This window comes from Clostridium sp. (genome assembly GCF_051650885.1).
Lineage (GTDB): Bacteria > Bacillota > Clostridia > Clostridiales > Clostridiaceae > Clostridium.
Genome location: NZ_JBOFRG010000327.1, coordinates 16,371 through 38,046 on the forward strand (window position 1 = coordinate 16,371; position 21,676 = coordinate 38,046).

Consider the following 21,676-nt stretch of genomic DNA (forward strand, 5'->3'; position numbering starts at 1 on the left):
TCTCCCCCCTTCTTTTATGGTATAATTTTACTGTTATAACATATTGTATAGGGAGGTGCTCTTCAGTAATTAAGTTCATTAATTACTAAATAAATATGCTGACTAAATATAATGACGATTTATTTAATAAAAGTGTTTGTTGTCCTGTTTGTGATTCTAAATTTACAGAACTTTCTGTTAAAGTAAATAAACCTAGAATCCTTTCTAAAGACTCAGACTTTTTCTTACGATATAAAGGAGTAAATCCTTACTTCTATGATGTATGGATATGTAATACTTGTGGTTATAGTTCTTTAAAACATGATTTTTCATCTCTTCGTGAAAAACAAAAAAGTTTAGTTTTAGAAAATATAACACCTAAATGGACTCCAAAATCTTATCCTTCTACTTTTGATGTAGATACTGCCATATCTAGATACAAGCTTTCTTTAATAGTTTCTCATACTTGCAACAAGAAAGTTAGTATTTTAGGCATTACTAGTATCAAAATTGCTTGGATGTATCGTTTAAAAAATGATTCTAAAAATGAACTTTTTTTCCTTGAAAAAGCTCTTAATTGCTTTTTAGATGCCTTTTTAAATGAACCATTTCCTATCTTTGGTTTATATCGTGATGGTCTTACCTTCCTTATTGGTGAACTTTACAATAGAACTAACCAAAAGGAAAATGCAATGCTTTGGTACTCTAAGGTTATTTTAAATACAAATTCTTCACCTAAAATTAAAGAAATGGCTCGCAATGCCAGATATGCTTTAAAAGAAGAATAATTTTATATTTATAAATTTTATATTAAAGGAGTGTTTTAATGGGATTTTTCAGTAAAAAACAAACTCAATCTTCCGTTGTAGAAACGAAAGAAATCATAGTACAAAAAAACATTATTCCTAAAGAAATTTTAAGTGAACTTAATTCTCTTAATCGTTCTTCTGACACTATCCATTCTTCGTTTAATGATATTAATTGTTCATTAGATAATTTAAGTAGATCTAGTGTCATTCAAAGCAATGAAATTGAAAATGCTGCTTCTATGCTTTTTGATTTCAAATCTTCAATGGAAAACTTAGCACTTAATGTTACTAATGCTCAAGCTACTGTTTTAGATGCAGACAAACTTGCTAATTTAGGATTAGATTCTATTTCAACTTTAGACCATTCTTTAAATGACCTTGAAAGTGCTTTTTCTATATCAAGTTCTACTGTTGATGCCTTAGTCTCTAAGTTAGAATCTGTTAACTCTATTACAGACTCTATTAGCCAAATAGCAAGCCAAACAAACTTGCTTTCCTTAAATGCTGCTATTGAGGCAGCTCGTGCTGGCGATGCTGGAAAAGGCTTTTCCGTAGTTGCTGGAGAAGTTAGAAAACTAGCTGAAAACTCTAAACAAGCTGTTCAAAGCATTACAGCTATTTTAGATGAAATAAAGAAAGACATTATTAAAGCTTCTGTTGCTATGAATACTGGTAATAAAGCTGTTGAAACACAGCACAATACAATTTTTTCTACTAAGCAAAATTTTACAGACATAAAAACCTCTATTGGCTCAGCTTCTAACGAAATAGATTCCAGTATAGAATATCTCCTTTCTGCTTCTGAAAAAACTGATGAGGTCTTTTCAACCGTTGAGAAAGTTAATACTATTTCTCAAGAAAATACTGCATTAACTGAAGAAATCTCTGCTAATATGGATATCCAAGCTTCTGTTATGAATAATTTAAATATTTCAATAAATACCATCAACAGACTTTCAAAAAACTATAACTAAAAATAAAAGCTATCATATATCTGACTAAGAAATTTAGTCTTTTATGATAGCTTTTTATATATTAAACTTTATTTTATTAATTCTATAGGGTCGAAATTCAAATAATCTGATGATGTCATTATATATTCAATATTATTTTTCATTCCATTTAATATATTTTTCAGTCCATATCCATGAATATGTCCATAAATAACTTTTTCTACTTTATATTCTTCAAGTATGTCTGTTATTTCTGAATCTTCAAACTTATCGTTTGTTGGTGGATAATGTAACATTACTATAAATTTATCATAACCAGCTTTTTTAGCCTCATCTAATGATAACTTTAATCTGATACATTCTCTCTTATAAATTTTTTCATCATGTTCTGTATAATTATCATTTCTTGGAATCCATCCACGTGTTCCACATATTGCATAGTCCTCGTAAGTATAATAATTATTTTGAAGAAATTTTGTGTTTTCAAAGATGCTATTTAGCTTAGTTATGCTCGCCCACCAATAGTCATGATTCCCTTTAGAAATTATCTTTTTCCCCGGTAACTCATCTATGAATTTTAAATCTTCTTCGCTTTCATGCCATTTCATGGCCCAAGATATATCTCCTGCAATTAAAACAGTATCTTCATCTTTTACTTTTTCTAGCCAGTTTGTTTTTATTTTTTCATCATGTGATGCCCATTTATCTCCAAATATATCCATTGGCTTATCTGTATTTAGAGATAAATGTAAATCTGATATTGCGTATAACGCCATATATTTAATCACCTTTCCATTTTATCTATATCTTTTCATCTATATCTGTTATATAAGCTATAACATGAGCAACTGCTTCATATAATTCCTCAGGTATACTATCCCCTACATCTAAGTTACATAAAAAATCTGTAAGCTCCTTATTGTATACAATTGGAACTTCATTTTCTTCTGCCCTTTTTATTATATTTTCTGCTATCTGCCCAACACCCGCTGCTGATATTACAGGTGCTTCATTGTTCATATCATATTTAAGCGCTGCGGCTTTTCTTTTATATCCCATCTCATCTCATTCCTTGCTTTATTATATCCATATATTTATTTATGTTCAACTCTAATTATACAATTGTATCTAAAATTCTATTTTCTTTTTTCTTAAAAAACTCTCTACAGTTAGCAAGTGTTACTTCATCTATTTTTTCTTCTACACTTATTTTTATATTTAAATTCATAGTTTCTAAAGCCTTTTTTAAATTATCTATTTTCTCTTTTATAATTCCTATATTTTCTCTTTTACATTTTAATTTGACCTCCATATTATTATTACTTAAATGAATATAACTATCTATTAAACCTAAATTTATAGTTTTTATACTAACTATTACCTTTACATTATTTTTATCAATAGATTTATTATCTTTTCTATTATCCTTTATTATTAATTTACATGGATATTCTTCTTTCTGTAATTTTATAGGTATGTCTAAATAATAATACTCATTGCTAATTGCATTAAATATTTTAAATTCTCCAATATTATTTTTAACAAAAGCTAGTATTTTCTCACTTCCTTTACCCAAGAAGTTTTCTTCTAACTTTCCAGCAATTTCCCTTGTATTAATAATTTTTTCTTTTAATTCCTTTATTATCTCATCTTTTTTCATATTATTAGCATCTAAAATTTGTGGCTTATTAATAATTTTTTCTTTTACTTCTTCTGTTAATTTTTCTTTCTCAAACCCTTCTATAACTTGTAAAATCTTTTTATACTCTTCTTTATTTAACTTTATTTCTTTTCCTAAAATCTTAGTCAATACTTCTTCAACATTTTCTTTTCCTTTTACCTTCTCCCCTATAACTTGTGTATTTTCCACCACATCATCTTCTGTATTTATATTCTCTAGAAGCTTTAAAAAATCTTCTACACTTACATTATTAGGTTTCCCATCACTTTTTAAATTTATATTTTCTTGCAATGCTCTTATAAACTTTCCTTCTGTAATACCTTTGAATTTTTCATCAATAGTATTTAAATCTAAAACCTCTATACTTTTTTTATGGAGTATTATCTCTTTAAATATATCTTTAACCTCTTTATTATTTTCACCAACTATTGATTTTATTAATCCTACTACACTTCCCTTTTCTTCAGGTTTAACATATCCAAATCTATTATTTCCCTTTATCGCCTCTTTATTTTCTAAATCTTTTTTATCTATTTCTATTTTTTCCTTAGGTACATCTGATTTTTCTACTTCCCTTTCTATATCATTTTTTTCCTTTATTAATGTTTTTATTTCTTTTATAAAACCGTTTAATTTATCTTCTTTAAATAATTTATTATATCCTTCAACATTTTCCTTAGTTAATTCAACATTATTTTCTAAAAACACCATTACTTCTTCCTTTGACATTTTTTTGAAAACCTGAAAAAAACTTTTTAATGTTTGCTCTATATTCTTGCTCTCCGTGTCTACTACCTTAGAGTCTATAAATTTATTTATAAAACTCTCTTCTTCTTCACTATTATTTTTTATGTTTTCTAAAAAAGATAATACCTCTTTAAATTTATTTATATTTTCCTTTGTTAAAGGAATTTCTCTTTGTATCATTTCTTTCATTAGCATTGCTTCTTCTTTTGACACGCCCTTTTCTCTCATAAACTTTAAAATCAACTGGTCTTTGTTTAATTTTTTAAAGCCATCAACTTCTTCTTTTACTATTTCTAATTTTAATTTTCCATCAACTGTATCCTTAACCTTGAACTTTAAAACTGAATTTTCTTCTAAATTTACATCACCCTCAATTTCAGCTTCAAACTTCCATCCATCAGCTAACTTTATAACAACATTTTTTTCTCCATCTTTTTTTATAATTTTCCCTGTAAAGCGTTCCCCTTCTTTAAAGGTTATCTTACTGGATATCTTTCTATTTGAAACAACATTATTTCCATTTAATCCCCAAATTCCTGGCATACCTTCACCTCTAAACTTTCTATACCTTATTATCGTATATTTTTTACATTTTTTTATATCTATATCTATGTAAAAAGACTGATTGTAAAACAACCAGCCTTAGTAACCCTTTACATTTAAGCATATTCTTTTATGAATAATGGCATTTCTTCAATCTTTTCATTATTAACGTTTATGAATATTCTTACATCATATTCTTCACATAACTTTGATAATTTAAAAAATAATTCTCTAGTTTCTTCTAATGAACATTTTAAAATACTTAAAAGTCCATCTATATAGACATGCTCTATATCATAATCATTTGATATTATGCCACATAGAAAACCATAAAATGAATTACATCCTTCTACATTAAATTCATCCGTTGCTATAAATCTGATTTCCCTATCTACAAGTCTTGCATTTGTGCTGTCATCATCTATAAATATAATATTTCCTTTTGCACCTTTTTTATATTCATTTGCTTTTTCTATAAGTTTTTTAGTTTTACCAGCACCTCTTTCGCCACAAAATATTTGAATCATTTTTTCAACCCCTATAAATTCTTATAATTAATTATATTCAATTAGATATTTTTTATACTTTAATAAAAAGAAAAAGTGGTATCTATTTCAATTTATACCACTCTTTTCTCTATATAGTCTCATATTCAATTCTATTTTTACCGTTATGCTTTGCATCATATAATAATGCATCTGCTCTACTTATAACTTCCGCTATCTTTCCATTTTTTTCTTTACTAAAGGATATCCCTATGCTTGTTGTTACTTTAGATTTTATTTCACCTAAACATATGGTTTCCTTTTCAATTAAAGTTCTTATATTTTCTAAGCTTTCTATAACATCTAATTTTTCTTTATAATTATAAATTAATATTATTAATTCCTCTCCACCATACCTTGCAAAAACAGACTCTTTCAAAAGATTTTTACTGATAATTTTACTAACACGTTTTAAAACTTCATCCCCATATTGATGTCCAAAGTTATCATTTACCTTTTTAAAATTATCTAGATCTAACATAACTATTGCATACTTTTCTTTATCTTTTCCTAATATTTCTTCTGCTCTTTTAAAAAAATATTTTCTGTTATAAATCCCCATTAGTGAATCTTTTTTAGCAATGTCACTTAATTCTCTATAAAGAAGTGAATTTTCTAGTGCAATTGCTATTTGTGCTGAAATTGAACTTAAGAAAATTCTATTTTCCTCAGTTAAGTCAATGGTATGATCTACTGCTATATATCCTATAAATTTACCTCTTAATTTAATTGGCATTCCCATTGATGACTTTATTTTCGCCTTACATTTAGGACATATTTTAATATAATCATCTGAAATAAATAAATATTCAGTTCCTTCATTTATATTTTTTTGTTCTTCCTCTGTTGGCTCTATATTACATACTTCGTTTACATTTCTAACTAACTTTCCATCACTTTCTCTTACATATATAGACGAATGCTTTACCCCTAAAACTCCTACTATCATATCATTTATCATATTTACCAAGTTTTTATCTCTTATATATGAATTTATGTATTGACTTATTTGAATAATATTAGCTAAAACATCTATGTCTTTTAAAAGCTTTGCATTTTTTTCTTCTAAATTTTTTCTTTCTGCTCTCATTTCTTCTTTATATTTTTCATGATTGCATTTTTCACTTTCATAAAGCTTTTTGTAATAATCCATTTTTTGAAAAATCCCCCACTATCATAAGCTTTCTCTTATTAAAAATCTATTAAAATTATATTTAAAATAGATTTTCTCAACATAATCCTTTTATACTTTAATAATACTATTTTTAATTTCTAATTTCAACCAATTTTATCTTTTAAAAAAAGCTATCCCTTGTTATACTTCTTCCTTCAATATCAACATTAACTTTTATGTCTATATCCACAGTACTAAGTATATTTCCTTTAATAAGATTTGGATATTTCATTTCTAATAATCTTTCTACACCCATTATGTCTATATTTTTTCTATTAAATTTATCAAAAAAAGTTTCTAAATATCCCTTTATTCTCTTTTCTTCCTCTTCTTTTATTAATTTCAAAGTTTCTTTATCTAATACAAATCTTCCCTGCTCTTCTGCAAGTGTTGTTTTTATAGTTATGTTTTTAGTTAATAAAACTCTATTTCCATCATAATTTATATCTGTTTTAGTTTTATTATTTAAAATCTCTAATGTTATAAATCCATTATTCATTTGTGGATTTACAGCTTCTAAAGTTCCTGTTTTTATATTATTTATGAGTATGTTATAGCTTAATCCATCAAGCATACTTATTCTTTCTTTCATAACGTTATTTTGCATTATAACTCCACCACTTAATTCAACTCTTTGGTCTGTTACATCCTTTCTCGATTGAATCGCTCCAAGTAAGGAATAATTTGCTCCAATCTCACTTTCTGTTATGTACTCATTTATAGTTTTTACTATTGCTCTAGGATTAGCTTTATTTTTTTCTACTAAATCGGTCAGATATAATCCTAAATATTCTTCATCTGAAGCTACCAAATTAAGAAGCTTATCTACCTCTCCAAAATATACGAAAGCATAAGGTCTTACTAAAAATTCTTGATCATTATTTATAATATCTAAAAATTTACCAATCCCTTCTTTAGCTGCCCCCTCTGTAAAAATTATTGCTCTATTTTGAGTGAAATTTATTTTATAGCTTGATGCCATATTCACATCCCTTATTGCTTCTAATGTTGTTTTTCCTGTTCCTTTATATATTATTCTCTTTCCATTGTCTGAACTTTCATTATTATTTCTATAAGGCTTCACACAGTCCATATAAATTACAACATTCCCTAAAGGATCTAAATCTAAAACTACACTAGTTACAAATGTAACATTATTTATTTCTCTATAATTGAAACATCCAGCAAGCATTAGTATTATTGCAAGAATTAAAATGCCTAGCTTAATTATTTTCCTAACTCTTCTCATCTTTCTCATCCTCCGAAACTACTTCCTTTGAAATTCTTCCCAATTTCCCTCTAAATAAAACATCTTTAAAGTTAAATTTTTCAAAACTTCCAAGTGGAAATAAATAAGGATAATTCCCTGTTTCTAATTCTGCTATTTTAGCTATAAATACAACTGTTAATGAGAAAATACCTGGAAGTCCAAAAGTACCTCCTGCAAGAACAAATACTAATGCCCATACTGATAATGCTGAATACATTTTAGGAATTAAAAAATAACTAAGCATGCTAATAGCAATTACAATTATTGTTATTCTTGATGCTATCCCTGCACCTACAGCCGCCTCTCCTAATATAAGTGCGGATACTATACTCATAGCACTTCCTATTGGTTGTGGCAATCTAAGACCAGCTTCTTTTATTATCTGAAAAGAAATCATCATAATTATAACTTCTAGTACTGTAGGAATAGGTATACCCGCCCGTGATACTGCTAATCTAAATAAAAACAAAGATGGAATTACAGAAAAATGATATGTAATTATAGCAACATATGCTCCTGGTAAAAATGTAGCTAAGAAAAAAGCCATCCACCTTAACACTCTAGTGAAATTTGCAAATGTTCTATTTATATAATAATCATCTGGCATTTGGAAATTTTCCAAAAAAAAGTATGGAATTGTTATAACAAAAGGAGTTCCATCTACTAAAATAGCCACCCTTCCTTCCATTATCTTAGCTGCAATTTCATCTGGCTTTTCAGTATATCCTACTGTATCAAATATTGAATTTTTATTTTTAAGCTTATCTTCTACATAATTTGTATCTAATAAAAACTCCATATTTAAGCTTTTTATTTTTTCTCTTGCATATTCTATTAGTCCTTCAGGTGCTACCCCCTTAATGTATGCTAAACACACAACAGTTTGACTTTTTTTTCCTACATAAGTTGGTTCAAATTTCAAATTAGAATTTTTCATTTTTCTTCTAAGAAGAGATATATTATCAACAAACAATTCATTAAAACCTTCTCTAGGTCCCTTTAATACATTTTCTGTTACTGGAATACCGATTCCTCTTCTTACCATTCCTTTTGCTTCGCAAAAAAGTACCTCTTCATAATTTTCTATGAAAATAACTACATCGCCTGATACAATATGTAAAAATATATCATCTAAATCATTTTTATCTTTCACATAGTTAGCTAAATCTAGCACATTTTCAAGTAAATCCTCTACATTTTTGCATTCATACTCATTTCTTTTAAGTGGTAATACTATATACTCATTTATAAAATCACCACTACATATATTGTCTACAAATACTAATGTAGCTTTTCCTAAAGAGCAATTAACCTCCCTATACTTAACGTCAAAACTTCCTTCAAATTGTTCTTTTACACTTTTTAAATATTTATTCATTCTTCATCACCTAAAAATATTATCTCTTAAAATATGTTTAATATTCATTTTTTTGCAAATACTAGGTGTAAATATTTTTACAAAAGGGAGAGATTTGGTTTGCTTAAATTAAATTCTAAACATTACATATTTTTCATTTTAGCTGTTTCTACTATAAGTATTAGAACATATTCGTCTATATTTCTTCGTATCTCAGGAAGAGATACCTATTTAGCTACATTTTTTGCTAGCTTAATTTTTATGCTTTTTTTTCTTTTTATAATTTACACTTCTATAAAAAGAAAAAACTTTAATTTAGAATCTATTTTTCTAAAAGTATATCCTAAACCAATTGCCTATTTTCTTTTATTTCTTATACTTTTAGGATTTTTTAGTTGCTCAGTAGAATCTGCATCTATTTATGCAAGTAGTATTCATACTAACATTTTTATTGAAACTCCAGTATGGTACTGCCTTCTTTTCTTTTTTATTCCAATTGCATATGTATCTACTAAAAGTCTAAAAACTATAAGCTATATAGTTTTTATTCTCCTTTTTATAGTTTTAATAACATCATTTTTTATGTCTGTTTTACTTTTTAAATATAAGGATTTTTCATCTGTTTTTCCAATTTTATTTAATGGTTTATCAAAAGAAGTAATTCTTTCTTTTTTACTTTCACTTGGCTCATTTTCATCAATACTAATTATTTTGCCTTTTTTAAGATTTGTCCATGACTCTCAACATTTAATGAAATATTCCGGACTAACAATGATTTTTATCCTTATTTCAACAACTTTATATTTCTTTTCCCTTGTTGCAACCTTTGGACCACTACGTGCTGGAAATATTTTTTATCCTGAATTTATATATTACCAACGTCTTCAATTAAATGGCTTTTTAGAATGTGGCGATTTTTTCTATCTTCTAAGAGTTGTTTTTATTTATTCTTTAAAGTATTTACTTTCTTTTAAATCGATAACTCTTATATTAAAATCAAAAATACGTAAGAAAAAACTTTTCACCATTTTATTTTCTTCCATTGCTTTTTTACTTTCCTTATACCTTTCCACTAATCAATTTTTTCTTTTTAATATTTTAAGATATTATCAACTTTTTTTACTGCTTGTATTTTTTATAATTCCATTAATCACCTATACTCTCTTCTTCTTTAAAACAAAGCATACTTCTTCTAAAAAAAATACCTTTCAAGATTAAATCTTGAAAGGTATTTTTTATTCATATATAAAACTTTTTAGCTTTTCTTTCGCTTTTTCTAAATCATATACAGCATAATATGTCTTTGTCCCTGGTAATGGCTTATAAGTACCATCTTCAGGTAATCTTAATTGCTGTAACGGACTTTGTAATAATGAAACATTACTTGTTGCTAAACTAATAAGATCTGTTGATGTAAAGCTTGTTTCCATATATGGGAATAATCCTGTTAATATGCCTGGTATTTTTGATACTGATACATTTTTAACTTCATTTAACATAGCTTCCATAACATTTCTATGTCTTTGAGTTCTTTGTTGGTCTCCACCATTATATCTTATTCTAGAATAAGCTAAAGCTTGTTCTCCATTTAATCTTTGCATTCCTGTATTATGAATTCCTACTCTAGGCATTTCTGTTAAATCACCTTTTGTAATATCTATACTTACTCCACCGATTGCATCAATTATTTTTGGTAATGATGTAAAGTTTACTGTTACAAAATTTTCTATATTTAATCCAAAGTTCGTATTTAAAGTTTTTACTGCAAGTGCAGGTCCACCATAAGCATATGCATGGTTTATCTTGTCCATATTGTACCCTGGAATATTAACATATGAATCTCTCATTAAAGATGTTAATTTCATTTTATTATGTTCTTTATCAAGGCTTAAAATCATTATACTATCTGATCTACCTCTTTCTCCCTTAGGTGCATCAACTCCAAATAAAGCAATATTAACTATGTCTTTACCAGTTTCCTCTTGTACTACTCCTAAGTCTTCTCCACTTATATCTGTTTTCTCAATTTTGCCTAATGTATTATATACATAAAATACTCCAACTCCTATCATTAAGATAATCGTTGCTACCAATCCAATCAAAACACGTTTTAAAATTTTTACACTTTTAGAACCGTTTTGTTTACCCTTTTTTTCTTTTCTACTCATCTCATCCTCCTAATTACCCATTCATACCTAAATTATACATTATTCATTATTTTTTTACAAAGTTATTTTTTAATTTACTTTTTAAGATTTTCTTAATTAAAAAAAACTTTCTTTTTTCACTTTTAAATCTTTCTTCATTTTTACCAGATTATCTTCATATATAATTAATTTAAATAACTTTAGGAGTACACTTATGTTAAAATTTATATTATTATTTATAAAAAACAAACAAGAAAATTTCTTACTTTTTATAATAACTTTAACAGCTATTTTAGATTTTGGAATTATCTCACCACTTTGGTTAAGCTTTCATTATAGATTTCCCTTATTTATAAAAACTATATTCTTACTAGTAATCTTCTTTACTATGTATATTTTAGGTCAAGTTCTTTTATTCAATAAACCTGTCTCTAAATATGTTGATCTTTATATTGTTTTATACTCCATTTACTTATTTTCTATTACTTATTTAAAAGCAAACTTCACTCATATGCAGTTTATTTTAAACCCACTGACTTCATTTTTAAGTGACTTTACCTTATCACCAATTGCTCTTTTAAACACTATTGGAAATTTCTTTATGTACTTCCCAATTGGTGTATATTTTAAATGTAAAAGTTATTTAGAAAACTATCTTTTAGTTTTATTTTTCATAGTTTTTATAGTCTTAGTAGAGCTTCTGCAAGGTATTTCTAAAACTGGAGTTTGTGATACTAATGATATGTTAACTAATACTATTAGCTTTTATCTTGGATTAAAATTTGTTCAAGCTAGATTCTTTTCTACTGATTTAAAAAAGCTTATTAATAATTTATCTAGACCAATTATTAATTTATATATGAAAACAAAATTCCATGGAAAGCATTAAACTTCCCATGGAATTTTTCTATGAATTAAATATAAAATTGTGCATATTTTTTGTTGTCATGTCTTTATTAAATACTTGATAATAAACACCATCTATCATTTCTCCATGTCCACTTTGATCATTTGGAAACATTTCTTGCTTCATAGTCTTAGGATCAATTTTTTCAATATCCATTCCTAATCCTATAAGCTCTGTTGAAGACATATTAGTCTCTAACATCGGCATTAATTCATTTAAAATTGAAGGTAATTCAGTCTTTGGCATAACCTTAATTTTACTAAATACAGCCTCTAATACAGTTCTCTGTCTTTCAGTTCTCATTTGGTCTCCACCTGAATATCTTATTCTTGAATAAGCTGTTGCTTGTGTACCATTTAAAAGTTGTGGTCCAAGCTCTGTTATATGTGGTACATTAGTATGATTATAACTATTTAAGCTATCAATATAACCATTTATCCATTTTAAATCTCCTGGTTTTATATCTATCTCTACTCCACCAAGCTTGTCTATGATTTCTGGTAATGTTGTAAAGTTTACACTTATGAACTTGTCTATATTTAAGTCAAAGTTTGTATTTATAGTGTTTATAGCAAGTTCAGGACCTCCATAAGCATATGCATGAGTAAGCTTTGTCTTACCATGACCTTTTACTTCTACATAAGAATCTCTCATTATAGAAGATAGCTTCACATCATTATGCTTTTTATCTATAGTTAATATCATAACTGCATCTGAACGTCCTGCAGTACCTTTAGGCTCATCTTTTCCAAATAAAGCAATATTAATAACACCTGCATCCTCAGCTTCACTATTAACTGCTTGATTTATTCCAAGTCCATCTTTATTTAACTCAACCTTTTTAGTTTTACCTAATAAATTATAAGTGTATATTCCCACACCTATAATCACTATAAGAATCACTATTATTATAGTAGCTAAAATTTTTCCCCATTTTTTCATTATGTTATCCTCTATTCTAGTTTTTCACTATTTTTAATTTTCATCCTTTTTTAATATCTCTTGTAAATACTCTGTAAAATCAGCTCTTAACTCATCTCTCTTTAAGGCATATTCAACAGTTGCCTGTAAAAATCCTAACTTATCACCAACATCATATCTTCTACCTTCAAAGCTATATGCGTACATAGCCTCTTCTTCTATTAAAGTCTTTAATGCATCTGTAAGTTGAATTTCATTTCCTTTTCCAGGCTTTGTTTTATCCAAAATTTCAAATATCTTAGGAGTTACAATGTATCTTCCTAAAATAGCTACATCAGAAGGCGCTTCATCAACATTCGGCTTTTCAACAAGACCCTTAACCTTCATTATATTGTCCTCAATTCTAATACCATCAACAATACCATATTTATTTACATTTTCATGTGCTACAGTTTGTACTCCAAGCACTGATGTATGATACTCATTATAACAATCAATAAGTTGCTTTAAACAAGGTTTTTCATCGTTATAAACAATATCATCTCCTAAAAGTATTGCAAAAGGTTCATCACCAACAAAAGCTCTTGCACAATTTATTGCATGTCCAAGTCCTTTAGGCTCCTTTTGTCTTATATAATAAATATCAGCCATATTTGAAATATCCTCAACCATATGAAGCATATCTTCTTTACCAGACTTCTTAAGCTCCATCTCAAGCTCAACATTTCTATCAAAATGATCCTCAATACACTTCTTACTTCTACCTGTAATAATTAAGATCTCCTCAATACCAGAAGCTATAGCCTCCTCTATAATATATTGAATAGTAGGCTTATCCACAATTGGAAGCATCTCCTTAGGTTGTGCCTTAGTTGCAGGTAAAAATCTAGTTCCAAGACCTGCTGCTGGTATTATTGCTTTTCTGATTTTATTCATGGCATCTTCCTCCTATTTTAAAATCAATTTACAAATTTCATCTACTGTGTCTAGTTCTAAATCTGCATAAAGTGGTAATGTTAATACTTTATTTGAAATCTTTTCTGCTATTGGTGTTTCTTCACAATGGAATCTTTCCTTATAACATTCATAACTATTAGTTAATGGATAAAAATATTTTCTTGCAATTATATTATTATCTTGCAATTTTTTAAATACTTCATCTCTAGTTAATTTAAAATTATCAAATACTACTGGGAAATAAGCGTAATTGCTTTCTACCCCTCTTTGTTCTTTAACAATCTTTATTCCATCAACATCTTTTAAATTCTCTTTATAACGCTCAACAACTTTTTTTCTTTTACTCATCTCTTTAGCTATATGCTTTAAATTACATATTCCCATAGCTGCTTGGAATTCATTCATTTTAGCATTTCCACCAATATATTCAACACTTTCAGGCCCTGTTATCCCAAAGTTCTTAATATCATAAAGAACTTTATTTAATCTTTCATCCTTATAAATAACAGCTCCTCCTTCTATTGTATTAAACACCTTTGTTGCATGGAAGCTAAACATAGCTGCATCACCAAAATTTGCTATACTTTCATCATTGACTTTTACTCCAAAAGCATGTGCCGCATCATATATAACTTTTAAATTATGCTTTTTAGCTATTTTTTCTATCTCTTCCGTATTACAAATATTTCCATAAACATGAACTGAAACTATAGCACAAGTTTTTTCCGTAATTAATCCCTCTATTTTGCTAACATCCATAGTATAATCATCTTCATTAATATCACAAAATACAGGCTTCAACCCATTTCTAACTATAGCATGAGTAGTTGATGCAAATGTGAAAGGTGTTGTTATAACTTCACTTCCTCTAACAAAATCAAAAGCAGTAATAACATTTTCTAATGCTAGGTGTCCATTAGTAAATAAAGTTATATTCTCTACACCTAAATATTTCTTTAACTCTTTTTCTAATCTTTTGTGCTTTTCACCCATATTAGTTAACCAATGAGTATCCCAAAGACTTCTTATTTCTTCAACATACTCATCAAATTCTGGCATAGAACTTTTAGTAACATTAACAATTTCCATAATTTTTCTCCTACTTATCTCTTAATATATTCTTAAGTTCATTTATAATATACTTCATCTCTTGAATTCCATATCTCTGATCTATCGGTATTGCAACAATATTTTTAACTAAAGATTTTTCTCTTTCAGATGCATTTTTTTTAATTAAAACATCTTCCCAGTATTTAGCTATATAAATTTTTTTAGCAATCAATTCTTTTCTTATTTTTTCTCCCTGTTCATGATAGAAAGGATATACCATTGCCCCATTAATTTTTTCAATATCTATATCTAATTTATTTAGACTTTTTAATTCTTCATGTAAATATTTGAAATTCTCATTTCGTCTTTTCAAAACTTCTTTATAATCAATAGATTCCAATATTCTTTGAGATATATCTGACATTTTTTGAATGCCTAATAAACTATGTTTTTTTGCTGCTTCCCTAAAATTAGGGTATGCCAGACTAGCTCCTTGTTCAATTCTATCTAATAAATATAAGCTATCTATTCCCCACTTACACTTTTCTAGATTACTATAATCTAAACTTTCTTCAGTATATAAATAACTTCCATCTGGTACTCCAAAAAATTTACGTGCTGAATATATTGTGTGTGTGTCATTTTTTGGTTTTTCAAAGAACCCCTGTGTATTATCTACAATCAAGTCACTTTTGCTTTCTTTTTTACATCTTTTACACACCTCTGAAATTTGCTTTCCACAAATTCCAAAATAATTCACATATAAAATACACTCATTCTCTTTAATTTTTGAATAGTCTATTTTCGGTAAAAATTTTTCATCAATATTATATTCTTCTATCTCTATCGATAAATTTTTTATACAGTTATAAACACTATCGCAAGTATACACTGGTATATAAATTTTCTTATATTTCTTTTTTTCTAAAATAAACTTCACAGCATTTCTTCCATTATTAAGTTTATATTTTGTATCATGATATTCTATTGCTTTTTTTAATTCTAATTCAAAAAAACCTCCTATTTCTAGCATACACTGACCTCTATAAATTTATTATTTTCATATACAAATTCTTTCATATCCTCTAAACTATCAAACTCTAAAAATATTATTCCTAATGCTTCATTTGCACCATTAAATACCTTTATTTCCTCACCTATATTTTTATACATAACTTTCTTTTTTATATTCTTCTCTATCCCATTTAAATAATTAATTCCATTAAATATCCCATCTTTTCCTGAATGAAGAACATATGCAATAACAAATTTTTTCTTTGATTCATCAAATTTTAATTCCTTTAAATTATCCATTGCATTTTCTACAGTAGCCCCTACTAAATCAACCTTATTTGCTTCACTTAATAATTTAGGAATCATATTCCCACCATTTCTTGGACCAATTTCAATAATATAAATCTGATCCTTCTCATCAAACATTAATTCTAAATTTAACGCCCCATTATCCATCCTAAGAATATTCATTACTTTTTGCACTTCATTTTTAACCTTTTGAATTCTTTCCTTGCTTAAAAATGTGGGATAGCTATTTCCTATTGGAACAAATTCGTTTACATTTCTATCTCTATGACCATTTAAAAGACCAAAATATACTACTTCTCCATCTATTACAAATGCATCACCACTTATCATATATTCATGATCCCTTTGAATAAATTCTTCAATTATTACATTTTTTTCTCTTGAATTATCCAATGCAATCTTAAACATATTCTTTATTTCATCTATATTATTTGCTCTTGAAACTCCTTTACTCCCACAGGAATCTATGGGTTTTACCATTACTGGAAATTTAAAATGATCTAAATTATTCTTTATTTCAGAAAATGACTTAAAACTTTTTGCTTTTGGACAATTAAATCCATTTTCATTTAAAAATTTTCTAAATAAATTTTTTTTAGACAATATCTCAACTGATTCATATGGATTTGATTTTAGCCCCATTTTATTTCCTACATAAGCTGCAGTTAATGCTGCTGGGTCTGATGCATATGCTACAATTCCATTAATTTTATTTTCCATAGAAATTTCAAGCATTTTATCTAAGTCTGTCGTACTTTCACAATAGAATTTATCTGCTACAAACTGTCCTGGATTATCACTTAAAAAATCACATAATATAGTATAATATCCTTTTGACTTTGCATATTCAATAGCTGGAACTTGTTGCTTTGACCCACCTAAAAATAATATTTTTTTCATAATATCAACTTCTTTCATTTATCTTTTTATAATCTTTTTTATAATTTCAAGTATAAAAAAGAAACTTTCTATTTTAAATATATAGCTAAATAAAATATATAAACTAAACCCTACAACTAACTCTATTACTAAAAATTCAAAGTTAGGTGTGCATAATATTTTTCCTATAATTAATGTTATTCCTGCTGCCAGTCCCGTAATCAGCAATATTGGTGCCATATCTTTTATTTGTTCGAAAGTAGAATATCCTATAATCTCTTTTGAATAATGTGAATTTATAAAAAAGCTTATAATTGAATTTATAAATATTACCCATATCAATGAGATTATTCCCGCCCTCATATAAATAGCTATTGCAATTAAAATTACATTTATTATCTTTTTTGCTATCTCTAGCTTTAAAAATAAATCTGAACGTCCCTTTACTTGTAATATATTTAAATTTAGTGCTTGCATTGGATATAACATTCCTGAAATGCACAGAATAATAAACATATCTATACTAGGAATCCATTCTGGTCCAAATAATACAATTATAAGTTTCCTTCCAACTACTGCAAGCCCTATCATTATAGGAAAATTTATATAACTAGCATGTTTCATTAAACTTTTATATGATTCTTTTAATTTTTCTTCCTCTTCTTTTATTTTACTTAACATAGGATATGTTACTTTCTGAATGGAGTTACTGATAGATTGTACTGCTGTATCTCTTAATTTTTGGGCATTTGTATAATACCCAAGCTCAGTTGGTGAATAAATTTTTCCTATAATTACATAATATAAGTTGTTATATATAGTATCTATCACTCCTGAAATCAATAATTTCCAACTGAAGTTAAAGAATTTTTTGAAAGATTTAAAGTCAAATGTTATTGATGGTCTCCATCTATTAATTAAACATAATAAAATAGCTTGCATTCCCTGAAGTATCAGTGTCCTAAAAACTAAACTCCAAACTCCAAACCCTAAATAAGCCAAAACTATTGCCCCTACTCCAGAGCAGATAGATGCTATCATATTTATTAACATCTGTGGCTTAAAACTTAATTCTCTTGTAAGCATCGTCCTTTGTATAAGCCCAAAAGAATTTATTACAAATGTTATTGCTAAAACTCTTAAAATCTCACTTAATTGTGGCTGTCTAAAAAATAAACTTATCTTTGGTGATAATAAAAATAGTACAACGTATAATATAATAGCCATCAGTAAGTTAAAATAAAATACTGTTGAATATTCTGCTTGTGTCACTTTTTTTTCTCTTATTAATGCATTTGAAAATCCACTATCTACTATAGTATTAGCTAACGCTATAAAAATTGTTATCATTCCAATAAGTCCAAATTCTTCTGGTAATAGTAATCTTGCTAATACAATTTGTATTACAAATTGTAAACCTTGATTAACAATCAAATCTGAAAAAGTCCATATTAATCCACCTACGGTTTTCTTTTTTAAATCATTTTCTTTATTCATCTTCCTCTTTACTCCTCGTCCGTAAATAGACTCTTTTCTACATCTTTCTACTATTTTTGATGTATATTTCCCCAATATTTGTTTTCATTTACCAATTCTTCGTATTCTTCCTTTAATATTCCTATTATAAAATTATCATGATATTTATTATTCTTAAATCTTCTTTTTCTTTGTACTCCTTCAATTTTCCATCCACACTTGTTACAATATAAATTTTTAGATGCCTCATTATATTCAATAATTGCTCCATCTAATCTATTTAATTGTAATTCTTCAAATGCATATTTCATCATAGTCATAACTGCATCTGTTCCTATCCCTCTGCCTCGATATTCCTTATTCACTAATTTTATTCCTTGTGATGCAACTCTATTTTTCCAATCTATATCTATCAATGTAACTAGTCCAACTGCACCATCATTTTCTGTTTCAATTATTAATCTTATATTTTTTTGATCTTGACTACTATTTTCAAACCATTTTCTTTGTTGAAATTTTGATATCGGAAATGCCCATCCCATAACCATTTTTTCTATTTCTGAATCATTTAGCATCCCCTCTAATAACTCCATATCACTTTCTTCTATAGCTCTTAATGTTACAAATTTCCCTTGTATATTCATTATTTACCCCCTCTTTATAAAATAGTTAATTTAAAAATATTTTCATCACATCTTATAATTTAATCATTCTTAATATTTTTTTATTAATTTATTTGTCTATATTTTTTATACAGATTTTTAATTTTTATATCTAAAATATAAATCTATCCTATTTAACACTGCTTTAGGAAAATATCTAATTAGTTCTGAATGATTAGATACTTTCCAAATATCTGATAAAACCTTCTTATTTTCTAATGTTCTACCCTTCATATATAGTTGTAATGCCATCATTAAATGTTGATATTTTAACCGTTTTAATTTCACCTCTCTATTCATCTCTTTATAAATATTTTTTTCTAAATTCAAATAATATTTAAACCATTTATCATGTCTATTTTGATTTGCTACTTTCGAACTATAACTTATCCCATTATCTGTAATATATCTATATGCACTCATTATCTCCTGATGTACATATATTTTTCCTAATAGTACTAATATAAGATATGTTGTTCTATCTCCTACTAACTCACTAGATTTATATATTTTTTTAAAATCATCTGATCCATTCTTAAATATATTTCTTTGCACTATACTATTTGCATGTCCTGGTATATACTCATTCCTATAATCATCAAAACAATATTCTTTTTTAGCAAATTTAAATATCTTATCACTATTTAAATAAGCACTACTTTTATTATTAAATTCATCTACAACCTCACTCCAATGTGCTGTTGCAATATATTCAGTATTTTTTTCTAAAAATTCTACTTGTTTTTTTAATTTCATTTTATCTGTCCAATAGTCATCTCCTTCACAAAATGCAATATATTTACCTTTTGCCATATACCGTAGGTTTATTGATGGCATCTCCCCTTTTGAATATTGATTTTCCGTTTGATATATAACTTTAATTAAATTAGGATATTTAATTTCAAACTCTCTTAGTATATCACTTGTACTATCCGTTGATGCATCATCATGAATTAATATTTCATATTGAAAATTAACATCTTGATCTATAAAGCTTTGAACTGCTTTTGCTATATATTTTTCTTGATTATATGTTGTACAACATATAGATAAAATTATATTATTATCCATTTATTTTTCTCCTACCCTTTTTCCTTTTTCTACATATTGCTGTATCAACAATAAAATTACAATATCAAACACAATTGCTGTGTTATAGTACCAATTTACAAAAAAACAAAAAATTAAACAATATGCTAATAAAAAATACATAACACTATAGACAGAAATTTTTTTATTGGCAATATTATAGAACCTTGAGTAAATTAGCCCTAATATAAATGGTAATATTATAACCCCAATTATTCCGAAGTCATAATATATATCTGCTAAATATGTGCACGTATTAAAATTACGTGTAGCTAAATATTCACTTTTATAACTATAATTTATTTCATCCTTAATATTTGCGAATGCTAGAATCGGAAATATCATATTCTCTCCTAATTTATAATCATGAAAATTATTCACTATTATATTTAAATTATTGAAATTCATATTAAAATATAATAATGGCTTTACAATTATACTATTTTGATATTTAGGCATAATTTTTGCCACATTATTTATATAATTTGAATTTTGATTTCTCAAACTAAATGATAGTGAAAATAATATACTCCCTAATAAAAATATCACCACAAATTGTTTTAGTTTGATTTTTTTATAAAAATAATGCCTTGCTATTATTATCAATACAACTTGCATAATTATTAACTGTCTAGAAACAATTAATATACTTACAACAAAACTTAATGCCACTATCCACCATATTTTCTTTCTTCCCCCTGCTTTCTTATACAATATAGCAAGTGGTGGTATTATTCCCACTAATATTACAAAATAGTGTAATCCTGTAACATTAAAATTTCTATATGAATTCATATTGCTACTAAATAAAGGTATATACTTTAATAACACAACTTCTAATAATAATGACATATACGATAATCCTACAAGTATTTTAAGTACCAAATATAATTTTTTAACATTGATATTATTTATAACTACCTTTATATCATCTACTTCGTTGGTTTTTCTAATTCTAAAAACTTTAAAGCCTAATACAAAAGTTATATATGCTAATATAATAATTATCCACATATATAGAGACCATTTTACTTGATAGTATGAGACTCTAAATGTTGATATTCCTGCTACACCCAACCAAAAAATACTATAAATTGAAATAGGATGTAAGAAATCTTGCCTAATATATATACTAAATATATATATTGCTATAATTATACAAAAACCACCTAATAAGATTTGAAAATCATTTGAAGTTTCATAATAG

The 21,676-nt window shown here is 26.8% G+C and carries 21 protein-coding genes; 4 read left to right on the plus strand and 17 right to left on the minus strand.

From position 1 onward, the window contains the following. Window positions 1–95: 95 nt before the first annotated feature. Both ACRC28_RS16090 and ACRC28_RS16095 read left to right on the plus strand, forming a co-directional pair. Window positions 96–767 (plus strand): DUF2225 domain-containing protein, encoded by a 672-nt coding sequence (locus ACRC28_RS16090; protein ID WP_438544460.1) that lies wholly within the window; start codon window positions 96–98, stop codon window positions 765–767. A gap of 38 nt (window positions 768–805) precedes the next feature. Further along, window positions 806–1,762: a methyl-accepting chemotaxis protein gene (locus ACRC28_RS16095; RefSeq protein ID WP_438544461.1), complete on the plus strand. Its 957-nt coding sequence runs from the start codon at window positions 806–808 to the stop codon at window positions 1,760–1,762. Window positions 1,763–1,830: 68 nt separating this feature from the next. Here the strand turns inward: ACRC28_RS16095 and ACRC28_RS16100 are convergent, their stop codons facing one another. The 7 genes from ACRC28_RS16100 to ACRC28_RS16130 form a co-directional block, all read right to left on the minus strand. Next, on the minus strand, window positions 1,831–2,517 hold the full coding sequence (locus tag ACRC28_RS16100; protein ID WP_438544462.1) for a metallophosphoesterase: 687 nt from the start codon (window positions 2,515–2,517) through the stop codon (window positions 1,831–1,833). Window positions 2,518–2,542: 25 nt separating this feature from the next. Next, window positions 2,543–2,800: an EscU/YscU/HrcU family type III secretion system export apparatus switch protein gene (locus ACRC28_RS16105; RefSeq protein WP_438544463.1), complete on the minus strand. Its 258-nt coding sequence runs from the start codon at window positions 2,798–2,800 to the stop codon at window positions 2,543–2,545. A 55-nt stretch (window positions 2,801–2,855) separates the two neighbouring features. After that, complete coding sequence (locus tag ACRC28_RS16110) at window positions 2,856–4,712, minus strand: hypothetical protein (RefSeq protein ID WP_438544464.1); 1,857 nt, start codon at window positions 4,710–4,712, stop codon at window positions 2,856–2,858. 116 nt (window positions 4,713–4,828) lie between these two features. Beyond that, window positions 4,829–5,239 carry a hypothetical protein gene (locus ACRC28_RS16115; RefSeq protein WP_438544465.1) on the minus strand — a complete coding sequence of 137 codons (411 nt, stop codon included), beginning with the start codon at window positions 5,237–5,239 and terminating at the stop codon, window positions 4,829–4,831. 109 nt (window positions 5,240–5,348) lie between these two features. Further along, window positions 5,349–6,410, minus strand: a complete 1,062-nt coding sequence (locus tag ACRC28_RS16120) for a sensor domain-containing diguanylate cyclase (RefSeq protein ID WP_438544466.1) — start codon at window positions 6,408–6,410, stop codon at window positions 5,349–5,351. A 142-nt stretch (window positions 6,411–6,552) separates the two neighbouring features. Then, window positions 6,553–7,680 (minus strand): Ger(x)C family spore germination protein, encoded by a 1,128-nt coding sequence (locus tag ACRC28_RS16125; protein WP_438544467.1) that lies wholly within the window; start codon window positions 7,678–7,680, stop codon window positions 6,553–6,555. Further along, window positions 7,667–9,079 carry a spore germination protein gene (locus tag ACRC28_RS16130; protein WP_438544468.1) on the minus strand — a complete coding sequence of 471 codons (1,413 nt, stop codon included), beginning with the start codon at window positions 9,077–9,079 and terminating at the stop codon, window positions 7,667–7,669. Before ACRC28_RS16130 ends, ACRC28_RS16125 begins: the two co-directional genes overlap by 14 nt. A 99-nt stretch (window positions 9,080–9,178) precedes the next feature. On the opposite strand from ACRC28_RS16130, the gene ACRC28_RS16135 reads away from it, so the two are divergent. Next, complete coding sequence (locus ACRC28_RS16135) at window positions 9,179–10,276, plus strand: GerAB/ArcD/ProY family transporter (protein ID WP_438544469.1); 1,098 nt, start codon at window positions 9,179–9,181, stop codon at window positions 10,274–10,276. 17 nt (window positions 10,277–10,293) lie between these two features. Here the strand turns inward: ACRC28_RS16135 and ACRC28_RS16140 are convergent, their stop codons facing one another. Then, entirely contained in the window at window positions 10,294–11,226 is a 933-nt protein-coding gene (locus ACRC28_RS16140) for an LCP family protein (protein ID WP_438544470.1), read from the minus strand. Between the two features lie 193 nt (window positions 11,227–11,419). On the opposite strand from ACRC28_RS16140, the gene ACRC28_RS16145 reads away from it, so the two are divergent. Continuing rightward, window positions 11,420–12,094 (plus strand): VanZ family protein, encoded by a 675-nt coding sequence (locus tag ACRC28_RS16145; protein ID WP_438544471.1) that lies wholly within the window; start codon window positions 11,420–11,422, stop codon window positions 12,092–12,094. Between the two features lie 18 nt (window positions 12,095–12,112). On the opposite strand, the gene ACRC28_RS16150 is transcribed toward ACRC28_RS16145, so the two are convergent. The 9 genes from ACRC28_RS16150 to ACRC28_RS16190 form a co-directional block, all read right to left on the minus strand. Beyond that, on the minus strand, window positions 12,113–13,054 hold the full coding sequence (locus ACRC28_RS16150) for an LCP family protein (protein ID WP_438544472.1): 942 nt from the start codon (window positions 13,052–13,054) through the stop codon (window positions 12,113–12,115). 33 nt (window positions 13,055–13,087) lie between these two features. Beyond that, the gene (galU, locus tag ACRC28_RS16155) at window positions 13,088–13,969 is read right to left on the minus strand and encodes a UTP--glucose-1-phosphate uridylyltransferase GalU (RefSeq protein WP_438544473.1); all 882 of its coding nucleotides are present in this window, start codon (window positions 13,967–13,969) and stop codon (window positions 13,088–13,090) included. Between the two features lie 12 nt (window positions 13,970–13,981). Further along, entirely contained in the window at window positions 13,982–15,079 is a 1,098-nt protein-coding gene (locus ACRC28_RS16160) for a DegT/DnrJ/EryC1/StrS family aminotransferase (protein WP_438544474.1), read from the minus strand. 10 nt (window positions 15,080–15,089) lie between these two features. Next, window positions 15,090–16,073 carry a hypothetical protein gene (locus ACRC28_RS16165; RefSeq protein ID WP_438544475.1) on the minus strand — a complete coding sequence of 328 codons (984 nt, stop codon included), beginning with the start codon at window positions 16,071–16,073 and terminating at the stop codon, window positions 15,090–15,092. After that, complete coding sequence (locus tag ACRC28_RS16170; RefSeq protein ID WP_438544476.1) at window positions 16,067–17,263, minus strand: ATP-grasp domain-containing protein; 1,197 nt, start codon at window positions 17,261–17,263, stop codon at window positions 16,067–16,069. The genes ACRC28_RS16165 and ACRC28_RS16170 overlap by 7 nt, the downstream gene beginning before the upstream one ends. 18 nt (window positions 17,264–17,281) lie before the next feature. Beyond that, the gene (locus ACRC28_RS16175) at window positions 17,282–18,739 is read right to left on the minus strand and encodes an MOP flippase family protein (RefSeq protein ID WP_438544477.1); all 1,458 of its coding nucleotides are present in this window, start codon (window positions 18,737–18,739) and stop codon (window positions 17,282–17,284) included. A gap of 50 nt (window positions 18,740–18,789) precedes the next feature. After that, window positions 18,790–19,362: a GNAT family N-acetyltransferase gene (locus tag ACRC28_RS16180; protein ID WP_438544478.1), complete on the minus strand. Its 573-nt coding sequence runs from the start codon at window positions 19,360–19,362 to the stop codon at window positions 18,790–18,792. Between the two features lie 117 nt (window positions 19,363–19,479). Further along, entirely contained in the window at window positions 19,480–20,451 is a 972-nt protein-coding gene (locus ACRC28_RS16185) for a glycosyltransferase (protein ID WP_438544479.1), read from the minus strand. Then, the coding region (locus ACRC28_RS16190; RefSeq protein WP_438544480.1) for an O-antigen polymerase at window positions 20,452–21,676 on the minus strand (1,225 nt) is incomplete at its 5' end.